Source organism: Phocaeicola coprocola, assembly GCF_041333015.1.
Lineage (GTDB): Bacteria > Bacteroidota > Bacteroidia > Bacteroidales > Bacteroidaceae > Phocaeicola > Phocaeicola coprocola.
Genome location: NZ_JBGKGM010000001.1, coordinates 16,640 through 35,137, shown reverse-complemented (window position 1 = coordinate 35,137; position 18,498 = coordinate 16,640). Strand labels below are relative to the sequence as shown.

8 protein-coding genes and 1 pseudogene are annotated in these 18,498 nt (G+C 39.5%); all 9 read left to right on the top strand.

All coding sequences use genetic code 11. From position 1 onward, the window contains the following. The first annotated feature begins 1 nt into the window (after position 1). The 9 genes and pseudogenes from ACDG22_RS00090 (at position 2) to ACDG22_RS00050 (ending at position 18,461) form a co-directional block, all read left to right on the top strand. A complete protein-coding gene (locus ACDG22_RS00090; protein WP_270230454.1) occupies positions 2 to 3,085 on the top strand; it encodes a SusC/RagA family TonB-linked outer membrane protein in 3,084 nt (1,027 codons plus the stop codon). 9 nt (positions 3,086 to 3,094) lie between these two features. Further along, on the top strand, positions 3,095 to 5,140 hold the full coding sequence (locus ACDG22_RS00085) for a RagB/SusD family nutrient uptake outer membrane protein (protein WP_270230453.1): 2,046 nt from the start codon (positions 3,095 to 3,097) through the stop codon (positions 5,138 to 5,140). Between the two features lie 21 nt (positions 5,141 to 5,161). Beyond that, positions 5,162 to 6,157 (top strand): DUF4973 domain-containing protein, encoded by a 996-nt coding sequence (locus ACDG22_RS00080; protein WP_270230452.1) that lies wholly within the window; start codon positions 5,162 to 5,164, stop codon positions 6,155 to 6,157. Positions 6,158 to 6,389: 232 nt separating this feature from the next. Continuing rightward, positions 6,390 to 8,894: a glutaminase family protein gene (locus tag ACDG22_RS00075; protein WP_007570920.1), complete on the top strand. Its 2,505-nt coding sequence runs from the start codon at positions 6,390 to 6,392 to the stop codon at positions 8,892 to 8,894. Positions 8,895 to 9,030: 136 nt separating this feature from the next. Continuing rightward, positions 9,031 to 11,754: an alpha-L-rhamnosidase gene (locus ACDG22_RS00070; RefSeq protein ID WP_022125442.1), complete on the top strand. Its 2,724-nt coding sequence runs from the start codon at positions 9,031 to 9,033 to the stop codon at positions 11,752 to 11,754. Between the two features lie 167 nt (positions 11,755 to 11,921). Then, positions 11,922 to 12,893 carry a family 43 glycosylhydrolase gene (locus ACDG22_RS00065; protein ID WP_022125441.1) on the top strand — a complete coding sequence of 324 codons (972 nt, stop codon included), beginning with the start codon at positions 11,922 to 11,924 and terminating at the stop codon, positions 12,891 to 12,893. Between the two features lie 39 nt (positions 12,894 to 12,932). Beyond that, the gene (locus tag ACDG22_RS00060; protein WP_370858742.1) at positions 12,933 to 13,991 is read left to right on the top strand and encodes a glycoside hydrolase family 43 protein; all 1,059 of its coding nucleotides are present in this window, start codon (positions 12,933 to 12,935) and stop codon (positions 13,989 to 13,991) included. A gap of 23 nt (positions 13,992 to 14,014) precedes the next feature. Continuing rightward, on the top strand, positions 14,015 to 16,282 hold the full coding sequence (locus tag ACDG22_RS00055; protein ID WP_302973370.1) for a GH92 family glycosyl hydrolase: 2,268 nt from the start codon (positions 14,015 to 14,017) through the stop codon (positions 16,280 to 16,282). A 41-nt stretch (positions 16,283 to 16,323) separates the two neighbouring features. Continuing rightward, a pseudogene (locus ACDG22_RS00050) lies at positions 16,324 to 18,461 on the top strand (hypothetical protein). Positions 18,462 to 18,498: the final 37 nt, after the last annotated feature.

Sequence of the window (18,498 nt, the reverse complement as noted above, 5' to 3'; positions counted from 1 at the left end):
AATGAAAAATATTATCACATTTCTTTTGGTGTTCTTCACCGCTACAACTGTTTGGGCTGAAAAAGTTATCGTATCGGGAACAGTTGTTGATTCAAATAAAGAGCCGCTGATAGGTGTAAACGTAACAGTAAAAGATGCTCCCGGACTGGGTACAATTACCGATATTGATGGTCGTTATCGGATTGAAATAGATGCATATAGCACTTTGTTGTTTTCATATATTGGATTTGATACTTATAAGGTATTGATCAAGGAAAACATGAAAGTGGTAAATGTCCAGATGAAGGAATCTTCGAATAATGTTATCGATGAAGTCGTTATTACAGGTACTGGTGCACAGAAAAAAATCAGTGTTACCGGTGCTATTACAACTGTCGGAGTAAAGGAACTTCAAACAGCTCCGGGTGGAAACTTGTCAAACGCCTTGGCAGGTAATGTTCCTGGTATTATGGCTATGCAGACTTCTGGTCAGCCGGGACAAAATACTTCTGAGTTCTGGATACGTGGTATCTCTACATTTGGTGCAAATACGTCTGCTTTGGTGTTGGTTGATGGATTTGAGCGTGATTTGGATGATGTAAATATTGAAGATATTGAATCTTTTTCTGTATTGAAGGATGCTTCTGCAACAGCTATTTATGGTTCACGAGGTGCAAATGGTGTTGTATTGATTACGACTAAACATGGTGGTGCTGGTAAAATCAATATTGATGCGAAGGTGGAAACTTCTTATAATACCCGTACTATTACACCTGAATTTGTAGATGGAATTACCTATGCAAATATGATGAATGAAGCACGTATTACTCGTAACCAGGAACCTATTTACTCTCCTGGAGAATTGGAAATTTTACGCAGAGGACTGGACCCGGATCTTTATCCGAATGTTGACTGGATGGGTATGCTGCTGCGTGACGGAGCTATGCAATATCGTGCGAACTTGAATCTGAACGGTGGTGGATCTACTGCTAGATATTTCGTGTCTGTCAGCTATTTGCAGGAAAATGGTATGTATAATACGGATGAAGCTCTCCGGAAGGACTATAACACTAATACAAATGCAGGAACATGGAATTATCGATTGAACACTGATATTGATATTACTAAGACAACATTGTTGAAAGTTGGTGTATCTGGATCATTAAGAAAATGGAATGAGCCGGGACTGTCAAATGATATCTGGAAATCTTTGATGTATCAGAATCCTATCAGTATTCCTGTTATGTATTCAAACGGTTATGTACCGGCTTATGGAACGGGAGAACAGACTAACCCATGGGTGCTGGCTACTCAGACTGGTTATAAAGAACATTGGGAAAATACAGTTCAGACTAATATCACGCTGGAGCAGAAGTTGGATTTTATCACTAAAGGATTGAGATTCGTTGGACGTTTTGGTTTTGATACATGGAATAAAACGAATATTGACCGTATTAAATGGCCTAAACAGTGGAAGGCACAGCGTCAGCGTGATGAGTATGGAAATTTAGTCTTTACTCAGGTTTCGGATGAACAGCTGATGACACAGAGAAGTTCTTCTGAGGGTAACCGTAAAGAAGTATTCGAAGCTGAGTTACATTACGATCGTGCCTTTAATGAGCATCACATTGGTGGATTGGTTAAGTTTAATTATGATACTCAGGTAGCTACAGTAAATATTGGTGATGATATTAAGAATGGTATAGCCAGACGTCATATGGGATTGGCTGGACGTTTCAGTTATAACTGGAAGTTCCGTTATTTTGCTGATTTCAATTTTGGATACAATGGATCTGAAAACTTTGCCGATGGTCATAGATTCGGTTTCTTCCCAGCTTTTTCTGTAGCTTGGAATGTGGCAGAAGAACCATGGATTAAAAAAATAGCTCCTTGGTGTAATATGTTTAAGTTACGTTACTCTTGGGGTAAAGTAGGTAATGATAATTTAAATATTGGAGGTACTCAATATCGCTTCCCGTATCTTTACACAATTGGTGATGGAGGAAGTTATCAATGGGGAGATTACTCCTACGATCGTAATTATGTCGGATTGAAATATACAGATGTAGCTTCTGTAGGAGCTACTTGGGAAGTTGCTACCAAACATGATGTGGGTGTAGACCTTTCACTCTTCAATGATAAGTTTACTGCAACAGTCGATTATTTCCATGAACAGCGAGATGGAATCTGGATGGAACGTAAATATCTGCCTGCTATTATTGGTCTTTCGGGTATCACTCCAAGAGCAAATGTTGGTAGCGTATTGTCTGAAGGTTTTGATGGTAATTTTGCATATCGCCAGAAAATAGGAAAGGTTGATATAACTGTACGAGGTAATATCACATATAGCAAGAATACTGTTCTGGAAAAAGATGAAGAAAACAATGTATATCCATACCAGATGGAAGAAGGTTATCGAGTAGATCAGGCTAAAGGATTGATAGCTTTGGGACTTTTCAAGGATTATGATGATATTCGTAATAGCCCGAAACAGGAATTTGGAACCGTACAGCCGGGAGATATTAAATATAAGGATGTAAATGGTGATGGTGTAGTAAATGATGGCGACCGTGTAGCTATTGGAACTACTACCAGACCGAATATGATTTATGGTTTTGGTATTTCTGGTACATGGAAAGGATTTGACTTGAACGTTCACTTCCAGGGTGCAGGAAAGAGTTCATTCTTTATTGATGGTCCTACTGTCTATGCATTCAGTTCAGGTGAATGGGGTAATGTGCTGAAGGATGTGGCCGAATCTGACCGCTGGATTTCTGCTGACATATCAGGTAATCCTGCAACAGAAAACCCGAATGCAGAATATCCTCGTTTGTCATTTGGAGGAAACAGTAATAACTACCGTGCTTCTACATTCTGGTTGCGTGACGGTTCATATTTGCGTTTGAAGACATTGGAGTTTGGTTATACACTTCCCAAGCAGATTGTAAATAAAATCATGTTCAATAATATACGTGTATTCTTCCGTGGAAGCAATATTCTGACATTCTCTAAGTTTAAACTTTGGGATCCGGAATTGCATAGCTCAACAGGTACAGAATATCCATTGTCTAGAAGCTTAACATTTGGTTTAACTGTTAATATTTAATCTTGTCTTATGAAAAATAAATATCTATTATATTCTGCACTTTTTTTGCTCTCAATGTCTTCTTGCGAAGATAAACTGGATGCAGACCGGTACTTTGGAGATCGTATGACTATTGAAAAAGTGTTTGCCGACCGTGATTATTCGGAAAGATGGTTATCTGATGCTTACTCACATCTTATAGGTGTCAATGCGGATGTATCAAGTAAGGGTTTTACGATGTATTGCTTTGCAGACGATATGTATTTTGGTGACCGTGATGATAAATATAAAAAATGGAAGAATGGTGAGTATGATGAAGGATGGGAACAAGGTCCATGGGGAGAATGCTATACCGGTATCTACCAAGCTTCAGTTTTTATACATAATATAGATCGTAATACAAAATTTACAGAAGAAGAACGTGCTGACTATAAGGCACAGGCTCGTTTTGTACGTGCCTATTATTATTGGCTGTTGTTGCGTAAATATGGACCTATACCTATTATGCCTGATGAGGGTATGGATTTTACACAAGAGTATGAAGATTTGGCTGTAGCACGCTCCAGCTATGATGAAGTGGCTAATTTTATTGCATCAGAAATGCAAATTGCAGCAAAAGACTTACCATTGGAGAGAGGTCCTTTAGCAATCGCTCGTCCTACTCGAGGAGCAGCTCTGGCTGCACGTGCTAAAGTATTGCTGTATGCTGCGAGCCCTATTAATAATCCTCATCCGAGTGATACTGAAAAATTCAGTGATATGGTAAATTTCGATGGAAAACATCTGATTGCACAGGAGTATGATGAAACTAAATGGGCAAGAGCTGCAGCTGCTGCTCTTGATGTGATGGAATTGCCTGGAAATCAGGCTAACGGGAGAAGATATGACCTTTATCACTTGGGAAGACGTACTTCTGGTTCTGTTGGATATCCTGTGACGATTGAACCGTATAAGGACGGAGATTTTTCTGAGCATACTTGGCCTGATGGATGGCAGGATATTGATCCGTTTGAATCTTATCGCTCATTGTTTGACGGAGAAGTAAGTGCTTCTGATAATTATGAGTTGATTTTTACACGTGGTCAGAACCAGTCTTCAGAAGGAGTTGATATAATGGTAGTACACCAATTGCCAACTAGTGCGACTGGTTGGAATACGCATGGTTTGACTCAAAAAATGTGTGATGCTTATTACATGAATGACGGTTCGGATTGTCCTGGAAAAGACCTTGAAATAGGAGGTGCTAATGGTACTGTACGTGAAACGGGATTTGTTGATGAAACAAATCAGGAAAACTATCCGGAATTGGGTGAACATCGTATTGGCGTTTCTTTACAATATGTGCAGCGTGAACCACGATTCTATGCTTCAGTCGCTTATAATGGATCAACCTGGTTCTTGCTGAACGAATCGAATGATGCAAACAGAAATCAGCAGGTATTTTATTATCGTGGTATGGGTAATGGATATAACAATAATAATGCTTTCTGGTTGCGTACCGGTATTGGCGTTAAAAAGTTTGTACACCCTTATGACACTCATGAAAATAGAGATATGGGTAGAATACGTCGAAAAGCAGAACCTGCTATTCGCTATGCTGAAATATTATTGATTTATGCTGAGGCTTTAAGTGAGCTTGATGGGTCACATAATATAGAGTCATGGGATGGAAGCAAGACTTATACCATAAAGCGTGATATAAATGAAATGAAAAAAGGTATTCGTCCTATCCGTTGCCGTGCTGGTATTCCGGACTATACAGCTGCCGAATATGCAAGTAAAGATTTGTTCCGGGAAAAAATTAAACGGGAACGTATGATTGAGCTGATGGGAGAAGGACATAGATATTATGATTTGCGCCGATGGAAAGATGCAGAAAAAGAAGAATCTCAACCTATTTATGGCTGCAATACGTTGATGACAGAGCAGTATAAAGATTTGTTCCATATTCCGGTAGTGGTACCTTCGTTGCCTACTAACTTTTCACGGAAAATGTATTTCTGGCCTATTAGTCATAGTGAATTAAAACGTAACCGTTTATTGACTCAGAATCCAGGATGGACATATAATGATTAATTAACTATAAACAGAAAAATAATGAAAAAGATATATTCTTATATTATTCTATTGCTTGTTTCATTTTGTTGGGTTTCCTGCAATAATGAATGGGAAGATGAACAGTACGAGCAGTATGTATCGTTTAAGGCCCCCATTGGTTCTAATGGCGTAACTGATATTTATATTCGCTATAAGAAAGATGGAAAGGTTACCTATCAGCTTCCGGTTATCATAAGTGGTTCAACCTTTAATGAGAAAGATTTGAATGTGAAGGTCGAAGTAGATAATGATACGTTGGGAATCTTGAATAATGAACGTTTTGGTCGTGAAGATTTATATTTCTTACAGCTTACACCTGAGCATTATAATTTCCCTGGTACAGTAAATGTACCGCAGGGAGTTGCTGTTATCACATTGCCTGTTGATTTTGACCTTACGGGAATTAATATGGTTAGAAGCTGGGTCTTGCCTCTGACCGTTGTAGATGAGCCGGGAACATATCTTGGTCATCCTCGTAAGAATTATGCCAAGGCTTTGTTGAACATTAAGCCGTTTAACGATTATTCTGGTACATATAGTACAACTACTTTGCAAACATTTATTTCGAATGAAGATGGTAGTTACGATCAAGCCAATCCGATTGTGAGAAATACCCGAACAGGACAGGTGGTAGATGAAAATACTATTTTCTTTTATGCCGGTGCCATGGAAGAGGACTTGATAAATCGTGAAGATTATAAGGTAAACTTTTACTTTAATCCTGAAACAAAAATGGTTGAACTGTCTACTAAAAATGAAAACCTGAAATTAGAGCAGTTAAAGAAAGACCAGGCAGCATATACCATTGCAGAGATTATGGATGAAGAACTTCCTTATTTGAAACACAGATATGTAATATTTAATATTGAATATACATTTGTCGATTATACATCTGTTGAGGGTAGAGAAATCCCATATCATGTAAAAGGAACAATGACTCTTGAACGTAAGATTAATACTCAGATTCCTGATGAGGATCAAGCTATTGAATGGTAAAGTTTTCATTATCATCATATAAATAATTTTTTTAATAGCGGATTTAATTGTTTTGAACTGTAAATTCTATTTTTTGAACAATTATTTCCGCTATTTTTTATCATTACGGCATACTTTTGCATCATAGGATTGAAAGATTTACAAAATGACTTTGAATCGGTTGTGGATTCAATCGGTTGTTTTTTTAGAAACAAGAACATTAATTAATTTAATACCAAAATAAGTAAAAACAATGAAGAAACTTACAGCTACAACCTTGTTCGCTATGGGGCTGTTTGCCCAGCTTCAGGCAACAGATTTATTTACTCCTGTACAAAAAACAGATTTAAGACTTCCTTCTGTGCCTTTAATAACTTCTGATCCTTATCTTTCTATTTGGTCGCCTTATGATAAGTTAAATGAAGGTACAACCAGACATTGGACTAATGATGAAAAATCACTTATTGGTGCTGTGCGTGTAGATGGAAAAGTGTATCGTTTCATGGGAAAACAGGCACTTGAATCTTTATTGCCTATGGCCGGAAGTGAAGAATGGGAAGGTAATTATACTTTTGATGCACCTCAAGGTGAATGGACAGCTGTGAATTATAATGCCGAAGGCTGGAAAAAAGGAAAGGGAGCTTTCGGTACAAATGACATGCCTGTTGTACGAACGAGCTGGAATACGAAAGATATTTGGGTACGTCGTGAGTTTAATTTGAATGATGTTCCGGCAGATACTCCTATTTATCTTAAATACTCACACGATGATGTCTTTGAATTGTATCTCAATGGAGAAAAACTGGTTGCTACCGATTATTCATGGAAGAATAATGTTGTTTTGGAATTATCAGACAAGGTACGTGCTAAAATGCGCGAAGGAAAGAATGTCATCGCTGCACATTGCCATAATACAACCGGAGGAGCGTATGTCGATTTTGGATTATATACAACTAATAAAGAAACAGCCGGATTTGAAAATATCGCTATACAAAAGTCGGTAGACGTATTGCCAACTCAGACTTATTATACTTTTACATGTGGACCGGTAGAGCTGGATGTTGTATTTACTGCTCCTATGTTGATTGATGATCTTGATTTGATTTCTACTCCTATCAACTATATCTCTTATCAAGCCACATCTACTGATAAGAAAAATCATGATGTTCAAGTTTATATTGAGACAACTCCACAGCTTACTATTAATGAGATGACTCAGCCAACCAGAGCACAAGTTATTAAGAAAAACGGAATCAGTTATGTGCAGGCTGGTAGTATCGATCAGCCTATTACAGGTCGTAAAGGCGATTTGATTTGCATAGACTGGGGATATGCTTATTTGGCAGGTAATAATGGTGCCAATACTTCTGTGAGTTTGGGCGACTATGTCGACATGAAGGCTGTTTTTGCAAGTAAAGGTGAATTGATGCCTGGACAAAATGAGGTAGTTACGCGTAATGCCGATGAAATGCCGGCTATGGCTTATTCTGAAGATCTGGGAAATGTTTCATCTACAGGAAAGAGTGGCTTCATGATGATCGGATACGATGACGTATATTCAATCGAATACATGTATGAACGTCGTATGGCATATTGGAAACATGATGGCAAGGTTTCTATTTTTGATGCGTTTGAACGTGCAAAACAAAATTATCAGAATGTAATGGAACGTTGCCGTGATTTTGATGCTATGATCATGAAAGATGCAGAGAAAGCTGGAGGTAAAAAATATGCTGAAATTTGTGCTGCTTCATATCGTCAGGTAATGGCTGCTCATAAATTGTTTACCGACAAAGAAGGTAATTTAATGTTCTTCTCTAAAGAAAACAACAGTAATGGATGTATTAATACTGTAGATTTAACATATCCTTCTGCTCCTTTGTTCCTTGCTTATAATCCTGATTTGCAAAAAGCAATGATGACAAGTATTTTCGAATATAGTGCAACTGGCAGATGGAATAAACCTTTCCCTGCTCATGATTTAGGAACTTATCCTATTGCTAATGGTCAGGTTTACGGAGGTGATATGCCGATAGAAGAAGGTGGTAATATGGTTATTCTGGCTGCTGCTATAGCTAAAGCTGAAGGTAACGCAAATTATGCTAAAAAGTACTGGGATTTACTTACTATCTGGACTGATTATTTGGTTGAATATGGTCAGGATCCGGAAAACCAGCTTTGTACAGATGACTTTGCAGGACATTGGGCACATAATGCCAATCTTTCTGTAAAAGCTATTATGGGAGTTGCCGGATATAGTGAAATGGCTAAGATGCTGGGCCTGAACAATGTGGCAGACGAGTATGCAGAAAAAGCAAAGAAGATGGCTCAGAAATGGATGGAAATGGCAGGAGAAAACGATCATTACCGTTTAGCTTTCGACCGTGCTAATACTTGGAGTCAGAAATATAATATGGTTTGGGATAAAATGTGGGGATTGAATATTTTCCCAGGTGTTATCGATAAGGAAATCAACTATTATCTGACAAAACAAAATGCTTTTGGTCTGCCTTTGGATAGCCGTAAGGAATATACTAAGTCCGACTGGATTATGTGGACTGCTGCAATGGCTTCTGATATGGAAACTTTCCAGAAGTTTGTAGATCCTTTGTATAAATATATCAATGAAACTCCTTCTCGTGTTCCTATCAGTGACTGGCATCATACAGATAGCGGAGAATGGGTAGGATTCCGTGCTCGTTCTGTAATAGGTGGATACTGGATGAAAGTCCTGATGGATAAAATGTTGGTAAAATAATCTCATCTGTTATTCTTAAAAAAGTCTGTATAAATTCTGTTTTGATAACTTATCATGGAGTTTATACAGACTTTATTGTTTGAAAAATACTTTTTTCATTATAATATATTGTTAATCTTGATATTCGATAATATTTATGAAGAAGAAATTTCAAATACTGTTTTTATTCTTGTTTGTGGGCTGTTCTTTATGTATGGCCAAAAAGATATCGGTGGTATACCCTCGAGTTGAAATGCAGGAGAATCCTTTAGGAATAGATCTTAAAAATCCTCATTTTTCATGGCAGCTGGCATCTGATGTAAAAGATGTAAAACAAATAGGGTACGAAATTCAGTTAGCTGCTGATTTGCGTGACCTTAAACGTGGTGATAATCTTATTTGGAAATCAGGTTTGGTTCAATCGGATAAAATGCAGATTGAGTATGAAGGATTGCCAATGCAGTCATGCGAAGAATATTATTGGAGAGTTCGTGTGCAGACAAATCATGGAATGAGTAGTTGGAGTGCGATTCAACGATTTTCTACTGGAATGTTGCATGCCGAAGACTGGCATGCTGAATGGATTGGTGAAAATGCAATGTCAAATTCAGGAGAGTCACAGACGGAACTTCATACACGGTTGGCTGCCAGATATTTGCGAAAAGACTTTCAGGCTTCGTCTCATATCGATCGTGCAACGCTTTATATTAGTGGATTAGGATATTATCAGGCTTTTCTGAATGGGAAAAGTGTGAGTGAAGATTTACTTACTCCTTCCATTACATTTTATTCTGAAACAGTATATTATAATACGTATGATGTTACTGATTTATTGCAGGAAGGGGATAATGCCTTAGGAGTTATCCTCGGTAATGGACGATATTTTTGGGTGAGAGGAAGTGGAATGGAAGGATTTGGTCTGCCTCGCTTATTGGCGCAACTAGAAATAGAATACACTGATGGTAGCAAGAAAATCATAGCTTCGGATGAAACCTGGAAAGTTACATCGAAAGGACCTATTGTCGCAAATAATGAGTTCGATGGAGAAGAGTATGATATGAAGAAAGAATTGCCCGGGTGGAACTTGAGCGGATATGATGATTCTACATGGAAGAACGTGGATATAATGTCCGTTCCATGCAAACGATTGTTAGCCCAGCCATCTCCGTCAGTTGCCATTATGGAACGCATTCATCCGTCATCGGTTACCCGACTGGCATCAGGAAAAGTCTTGATAGATATGGGACAGAATATGGTAGGCAGACTGAAAGCATCTTTTAAAGGAAAAGCAGGGCAAAAAGTTGTTATGCGTTTTGCTGAAATCATTAATCCTGATAGTACATTGTATGTAGCTAATTTACGTTCGGCGAAAGCTACCGATATTTTTACTCCTTCTGTTGATGGCTATTTTTCTTGGGCACCAGTTTTTGTTTATCATGGTTTCCGCTATGTTGAAATCGATGGTGTGGAAGGAGATCCTGATATCAAAGATTTTGTTGGTGAGGTTATGTATGACAGAATGCAGCAGACAGGACATTTCGAAACTTCAGATTTTATTATCAATCAGATTTTCAAAAATGCTTATTGGGGCATTAGAGGAAACTATCATAATATGCCGACAGACTGTCCTCAACGGGATGAACGCCATGGATGGCTTGGTGATCGTGCAACCGGCTGCTGGGGGGAAAGTTTTGTATTTGATAATGCGTTGTTATACCGCAAATGGTTGCAGGATATAGAAGAATCCCAACGTGAGGATGGTGTAATTTCAGCCGTATCTCCTCGTTTTTGGACTATTTATGCAGGAGATGTGACATGGCCGTCTGTTTATATCTTAGCAGCCGAAATGCTGTATCGTCATTATGGAGATGCTACTGCTATCGTAAAACATTATGATTCAATGAAACGCTGGGTAGAGTATATTTACAAGAACTCAATGAAAGACGGACTTGTGGTTCGTGATGAGTGGGGCGACTGGTGTATGCCTCCAGAAGCTCCGGAATTGATTCACTCTCAAGATCCGATGAGAAAAACTGATGGGGCGATTTTAGGTAGTACTACATTTTATGGATTGTTGTATAAAATGATTGATTTTGCTCGGATATCAGGCCATTCGGAAGATATTGACAATTATAAGACACATGCTGAGGCCTTGAAGAAAGCATATAATAAACGCTTTTTCAATTATGAAACTGCCCAGTATGGAAATAATTCAGTTACGGGAAATTTGTTGTCTCTTCGTTATGGGTTAGTACCGGATGGTTACGAAAAACGTGTTTTTAATAATGTCGTCGAAAAGACTGAAAAAGATTGTAAAGGGCATGTCAGCACAGGAGTTGTAGGAATACAGCATTTAATGAGGGGACTGACAGAACATGGTCGAGAAGATCTTGCTTATAAAATTGTGACTAATACAGACTATCCTAGCTGGGGATATATGATTGAAAAAGGAGCTACTACAATTTGGGAATTATGGAATGGAGACACAGCAGCACCTGATATGAACTCGGCTAATCATGTTATGCTTCTAGGTGACTTGCTGATATGGTATTATGAAAACCTTGCAGGCATAAAAAATTCAAAAGAATCTGTTGGATTCCGTCATATTGAGATGAAGCCATGTTTCCCGGACGGACTGGACTATGTCAATGCTTCTTATCAGTCTGTATCTGGTAAAATTGTTAGTAACTGGACTCGAACTGAAGGACGTTTTTCGTGGAATGTTACTATTCCTGCTAACTGTTCTGCAACATTGTATATTCCTTTATCTCTACATCCCGAAAAACCAGAAATGGCAAAAGCTCATAGTATACAGTGTGAAGGGGATAATTGGATAATTGAATTAGGCTCTGGAAACTATTGCTTTAAAAGTGACATGTAATAAAATTTTCAATGAAAGGTTAGATTTTTTTCTTTTCTGAATAATTTTTGCGTGTCAGGCTCGTTTCTTTTCCTCATCTTTGTAAAAGAGTTGTTAATACAACAGCATAAAAGGAGTGTAAATATCTCTTTTTATGCTGTTGATCCTTATTTTATAATTTTATTATTATGAAAACAAAAATATGGGCATCTATTGTTTTGTCTTTTGTGGCATATGGGGGAGTGGCACAAAATAGATATCACAATCCGATAATAGATGAAAGTTTGCCTGATCCTACCGTAATTCGTGCCTCTGATGGAACTTTCTGGCTTTATGCTACGGAGAATATCCGTAATCTGCCGATTTATCGTTCTACAAACTTAGTCGACTGGAGTTTTCAGGGAACTGCCTTCACTGATAATACACGTCCGCATTTTGTACCAAATGGAAGCCTTTGGGCACCCGATATCAATCTGATTGATGGAAAATATGTCTTGTATTACTCAATGTCTACATGGGGTGGCGAGTGGACTTGTGGAATTGGAGTTGCTACTTCTGATTCTCCTCAAGGACCGTTCGAAGATCATGGGATGCTTTTTCGAAGTAATGAAATAGGAGTCAGAAATAGTATCGATCCTTTTTACATAGAAGATGGAGGCAAAAAATACTTGTTTTTTGGAAGTTTTCATGGAATTTATGCTGTAGAGTTATCGGATGATGGATTGTCTTTGAAAGAAAATACCCGCCCGTTACGAGTTGCAGGTGATGCGTACGAAGGTACTTATATCCATAAAAGGGGAAAATATTATTATTTGTTTGCTTCAATCGGTCGTTGTTGCGAGGGGTTGAAAAGTACTTATACGACGGTAGTTGGAAGGTCTGAGTCTTTGATGGGACCCTATTGGAATAAAGAAGGCCGGTCAATGCTTGACAATCAGCACGAAATATTAATCAAGGGTAGTACTAATTTTGTTGGAACGGGGCACAATTCAGAGGTTATAACTGATAAAAAAGGACAGGACTGGCTGTTTTATCATGCTGTAAAAGTTGCCGATCCTGAAGGTCGGGTATTGATGCTCGATCCGTTACAATGGAAAGATGGTTGGCCTGAGGTAGAAAATAGTATTCCTTCAGATAGTCATGATAGTCCTGTTTTTTAATCAGGCATGTATAATTTATAAAGTATGATTGGATAATCTATGATTTTAAAACGATTTTTTTACGCTGCTGTACTGTTTTTATGTTTGCCAGGTATAGTATCATCACAAAATAAGGGAGATAAGAAAAACGGAAATCCGATATTTGCTGGCTGGTATGCCGATCCGGAAGGTATTATATATGGAGATACATTCTGGGTATATCCTACTCTTTCTTTACTATATGGTGAAGATGTTGAAAAATACGGTCAGGATTTAAAACGAGAGACAGATGTAATCAATCAGGAGTATAATCTTCAGACGCATTTTGATGCTTTTTCTTCCAAGGATCTGGTTCATTGGGTTAAGCATCCGGAAGTCTTGTCGATAAAAAATGTAAAATGGGCAAAATATGCTCTCTGGGCTCCATCGGTAATTCAGGCTAACGGGAAATATTATTTGTTTTTTGGTGCAAATGATATACAGAACGAGAAGCAAAAAGGAGGTATAGGTGTAGCTGTTTCGGATTCTCCGGCCGGACCGTATAAAGATGCTTTAGGAAAGCCACTGATTGATAAAATCATAAATGGTGCTCAGCCTATTGACCAGTTTGTTTTTCGTGATGATGATGGTAGTTATTACATGTATTATGGCGGCTGGAAACATTGTAATGTCGTGAAGCTTCGCTCTGATTTATTAGGTCTGGAGCCTTTTCAGGATGGAACAATGTATCGTGAAGTTACGCCTGAACAATATGTGGAAGGACCGTTTATGTTGAAAAGAAATGGCAAATATTATTTTATGTGGTCAGAAGGAGGATGGGGAGGTCCTGATTACAGTGTTGCTTATGCTATTGCCGATTCTCCAATGGGACCATTTAAAAGAATTGGAAAAATCCTTCAGCAAGATCCACAAGTAGCTACCGGAGCCGGACACCATTCTGTCATACAAATCCCGGGTAAGGATGAATATTATATCGTATATCATCGTCGTCCTTTGGACTGTAACCGTATTAATGAACGTCAAGTTTGCATTGATAAGATGGAGTTCGATGAGAATGGTTACATTAAACCTGTGAAGATTACTTTTGAAGGAGTTGCTCCTGTTAAATTGACAAAGTAAATATTTTGATTATAAGATAAGCCATGAAAAAACTGTCATTACTTATTTTTCTGGCAGGCTTTTTGAGCTTTGCCAAAGCAACCAACTATGCAGATTATGTAAACCCGCTGGTCGGCACTCAGTCTACATTCGAGCTGTCAACGGGTAACACGTATCCGGCCATCGCGCGTCCGTGGGGTATGAACTTCTGGAGCCCGCAGACAGGTAAGATGGGCGACGGCTGGATGTATCAGTACACAGCTACGAAGATCCGCGGATTCAAGCAGACTCACCAGCCCAGTCCGTGGATAAACGACTACGGACAGTTCTCCATCATGCCGATGGTAAACAAACCGGAATTCAATGAAGACAAACGTGCCAGCTGGTTTGCTCACAAGAGCGAAACTGCAAAGGCATATTATTATAAAGTGTATCTGGCAGAATACGACATTGTAACCGAGCTGACTCCGACAGAACGTGCTGCCATGTTCCGCTTTACTTTCCCCGAAAATGAACACTCGTATGTAGTGGTAGATGCTTTCGACAAGGGTTCGTATGTAAAGATTGATGCGGCAAACAACCGTATCATCGGTTATTCTACCAAGAACAGTGGCGGTGTTCCGGCTAACTTCAAGAATTATTTCGTTATCGAATTCGACAAGCCGTTCACTTATCAGGCTACCGTTGCCGACAGTATCGTAAAGGAGAACGGTACGGAACAGCAGGCAGACCATGCAGGAGCTATCATCGGATTTGCTACGAAAAAGGGAGAAACCGTACATGCACGCGTGGCTTCTTCATTCATCAGTCCTGAACAAGCTTTGCTGAACCTGAAGGAACTGGGTAACGATGATTTCAATACGCTGGTAGAAAAGGGCAAGGCTGCATGGAACGATGTATTAAGCAAGATTGAAGTGGAAGGCGGCAATCTCGACCAGTACCGTACTTTCTACTCTTGCCTGTACCGCTCACTGCTCTTCCCGCGCAAGTTCTACGAAGTGGATGCACAGGGACAGATCGTACACTACAGTCCTTACAACGGTGAGGTAGTTCCGGGATATATGTATACCGATACAGGCTTCTGGGATACATTCCGCTGCCTGTTCCCGTTGTTGAACCTGATTTATCCGTCTGTCAACAAGGAAATTCAGGAAGGTCTTATCAATACATATAAGGAAAGCGGTTTCTTCCCCGAATGGGCAAGCCCGGGACACCGTGGCTGCATGATCGGAAACAACTCGGCTTCCATCCTGGTGGATGCTTACTTCAAGGGTGTGAAGGTGGACGATCTGGAAACTCTTTACAAAGGTCTGATCCACGGAACGGAAAACGTACATCCGGAAGTTTCTTCAACCGGACGTCTGGGATATGAATATTACAACAAGCTGGGCTATGTACCTTACGATGTGAAGATCAACGAGAATGCTGCCCGTACACTGGAATATGCTTATAACGACTGGTGTATCTATAAACTGGCAAAGGACCTGAAGCGTCCGAAGAAGGAAGTGAACCTGTTTGCCAAACGTGCCATGAATTACAGAAACCTGTTCGACAAGGAAACCCTGCTGATGCGTGGCAAGAATAAGGATGGCAAGTTCATGGCTCCGTTCTCACCGCTGAAATGGGGTGATGCATTCACCGAAGGTAATAGCTGGCATTATTCATGGTCTGTATTCCACGATCCTCAGGGACTGATTGACCTGATGGGCGGTGATGACATGTTTGTGACAATGATGGATTCTGTATTCTCTGTACCTCCTGTATTCGACGACAGCTATTACGGTTTCCCGATTCACGAAATCCGTGAGATGACAGTGATGAACATGGGTAACTATGCACACGGCAACCAGCCTATCCAGCACATGATTTACCTGTACAACTATGCCAAGCAGCCATGGAAGGCTCAGTACTGGCTTCGTCAGGTAATGGACCGCATGTATACTCCGACTCCCGACGGTTATTGCGGTGACGAGGATAACGGACAGACTTCTGCATGGTATGTGTTCTCAGCACTGGGATTCTATCCGGTATGTCCGGGAACCGACCAGTATGTACTTGGTGCTCCGCTGTTCCAGAAAGCAACCATCCATTTTGAAAATGGCAAGAACATTGTAATCAATGCTCCTCAAAACAGTGAGACCAACTATTACATTCAGGACATGAAGGTAAACGGTCAGGAATATACCAAGAATTACATTACTTATTCTACTCTGCAAAACGGCGGTACGATTGACTATGTAATGGGTGACAAACCGAACAAGAACAGAGGTATCGCACCTGAAGATGCTCCTTATTCATTCAGTCGTGAGTAAAAGATATCTTGCTTATATCTTATTTTGAAAATTGCTTATTTATGAAGACAATATTTAATATCGTGCTTGGGCTGGCGTGTGTTGCAGAAACACTAAATGCTCAGGATGCCAAGGCCATATTTCAGACAGCAGAACCTTGGAAGCAGGAAACAGATATTCGTGCCGATGCCGTAATGGTATATGGCACGGTAGATAAACCGAATATGACCTTTGAACAGCGTATAGAATCATGGCGTAAAAGAGGATATGGCATTCAGTTTATGACGGGAGTAGCCTGGGGAGATTATCAGGACTATTTTTTAGGAAAATGGGATGGAGTGACCGATCATTTGCGCGAAGGACAGCGGGAAAAAAATGGTGCAGACATCTCGCATCTTATGTTGTTCCAACCGAAAGCTTTATCAGATACATGAAAGAAAAGCAGATAAAGCGGGTGATAGATGCAGGCATTACAGATATCTATCTGGAAGAACCTGAGTTTTGGATGAGAGGAGGCTATAGTAATGCATTTAAGGAAGAATGGATGAATTATTATGGAACGCCATGGCAGGATCAGCAAGGCTCACCGGATGTGACTTATCTGTCGAATAAACTGAAATATTGGCTGTATTATCGCGCCTTGGATGAGATATTTTCTTATGCTAAAGAGTATGGTAAGAGCAAGGGATTGGAAGTAAAATGTTATGTCCCTACCCATTCTCTGATAAATTATACTTCATGGCAGATTGTGAGTCCGGAAGCTAGTTTAGCTTCGCTTGATTGTGTTGACGGCTATATCGCTCAAGTATGGACTGGTACATCCCGCGAACCGAATTATTTTAAAGGGGTGCGTAAGGAGAGAGTCTTTGAAAATGCTTTTCTCGAATATGGCTGTATGAAATCGATGACAGCTCCTTTGGGACGGAAGATGTATTTTCTGACTGATCCTATTGAAGACCGTGCGAAAGACTGGACCGATTATAAAATAAATTATCAGGCTACTTTTGCAGCTCAGTTGATGTATTCGGATGTAGATACGTATGAAGTAATGCCATGGCCCGACCGTATATATCAGGGATTGTATGATATAGCAGGAACTGACAAAAAGCAGCGTATTCCCCGCGATTATTCTACACAGATGCAGATCATGATAAATACGCTGAACGACATCAAAGTGTCAGATTGTGCTGTTAGTGGAACTCACGGCATTGGCGTATTGATGGCAAACTCGATGATGTTCCAGCGTTTTCCTAATCATGACGGTTATGATGATCCTTCTTTCTCCAGTTTTTACGGACAGACCTTACCATTGATGAAAGACGGTATTCCGGTAGAAATTGTACATATGGAAAACTTGCCGTTTAAGCAAACATTGGCCGATGTAAAGGTTTTGATTATGTCTTATTCCAATATGAAGCCAATGGAAGAACGTTATCACCAGATGTTGGTCGATTGGGTAAAAAACGGTGGTGCACTGATTTACTGTGGAGAGGATATTGATCCGTATCAGCAGGTTCCTGAATGGTGGAATAAATCTCCTTATGCATATCATTCGCCTTCAGAACATTTGTTTGAATTAGCAGGACTGGACAGAAAACCGGCTGCCGGAAAATATACGGTGGGTAAAGGAAAAATACAGGTTATACGCCGCGATCCGAAATACTTTGCATTGGAACCGGATGGTAACAAAGTGTTTAAAGAGTGTGTATATTCTTTTTATAAGGAGGTGAGTGGTGAAAAAGTTGAACTGAAGAATAATTTTGTTGTCCAGCGTGGTGCATATGTCATTGCGGCCGTCCTGGATGAAAGTATTTCCTCTAAACCTGTACAAATTAAAGGGTTGTATATTGATTTGTTCGATAAAGACCTGCCTGTTATTTCTCAGAAAAAGATTAATCCGGGAGAGCAGGCCTATTTGTATGATTTGCGGAAAATAACAGAGAAGAGTAAAGCGCATGTTTTGTGTGGGGCATCAAGAATCAGTGATGAAAGACTGGGTGAGAAGGAATACTCTTTTATTGCTAAAAGTCCGTTGAACACGACGAATGTTTCCCGAGTTTATTTGCCTTCCGTTCCTAAAGAAGTAATGATAAATGGTGAACATTTTGACTGGAAGAGTAACTGGGACAAGAAATCTTCTACTTTGCTAGTTCGGTTTGAAAATAACCCCGATGGAGTAGAAGTAAACGTTAAGTGGTAAATATTGATATGATAACTCAATAGATTTTTTATAAAGA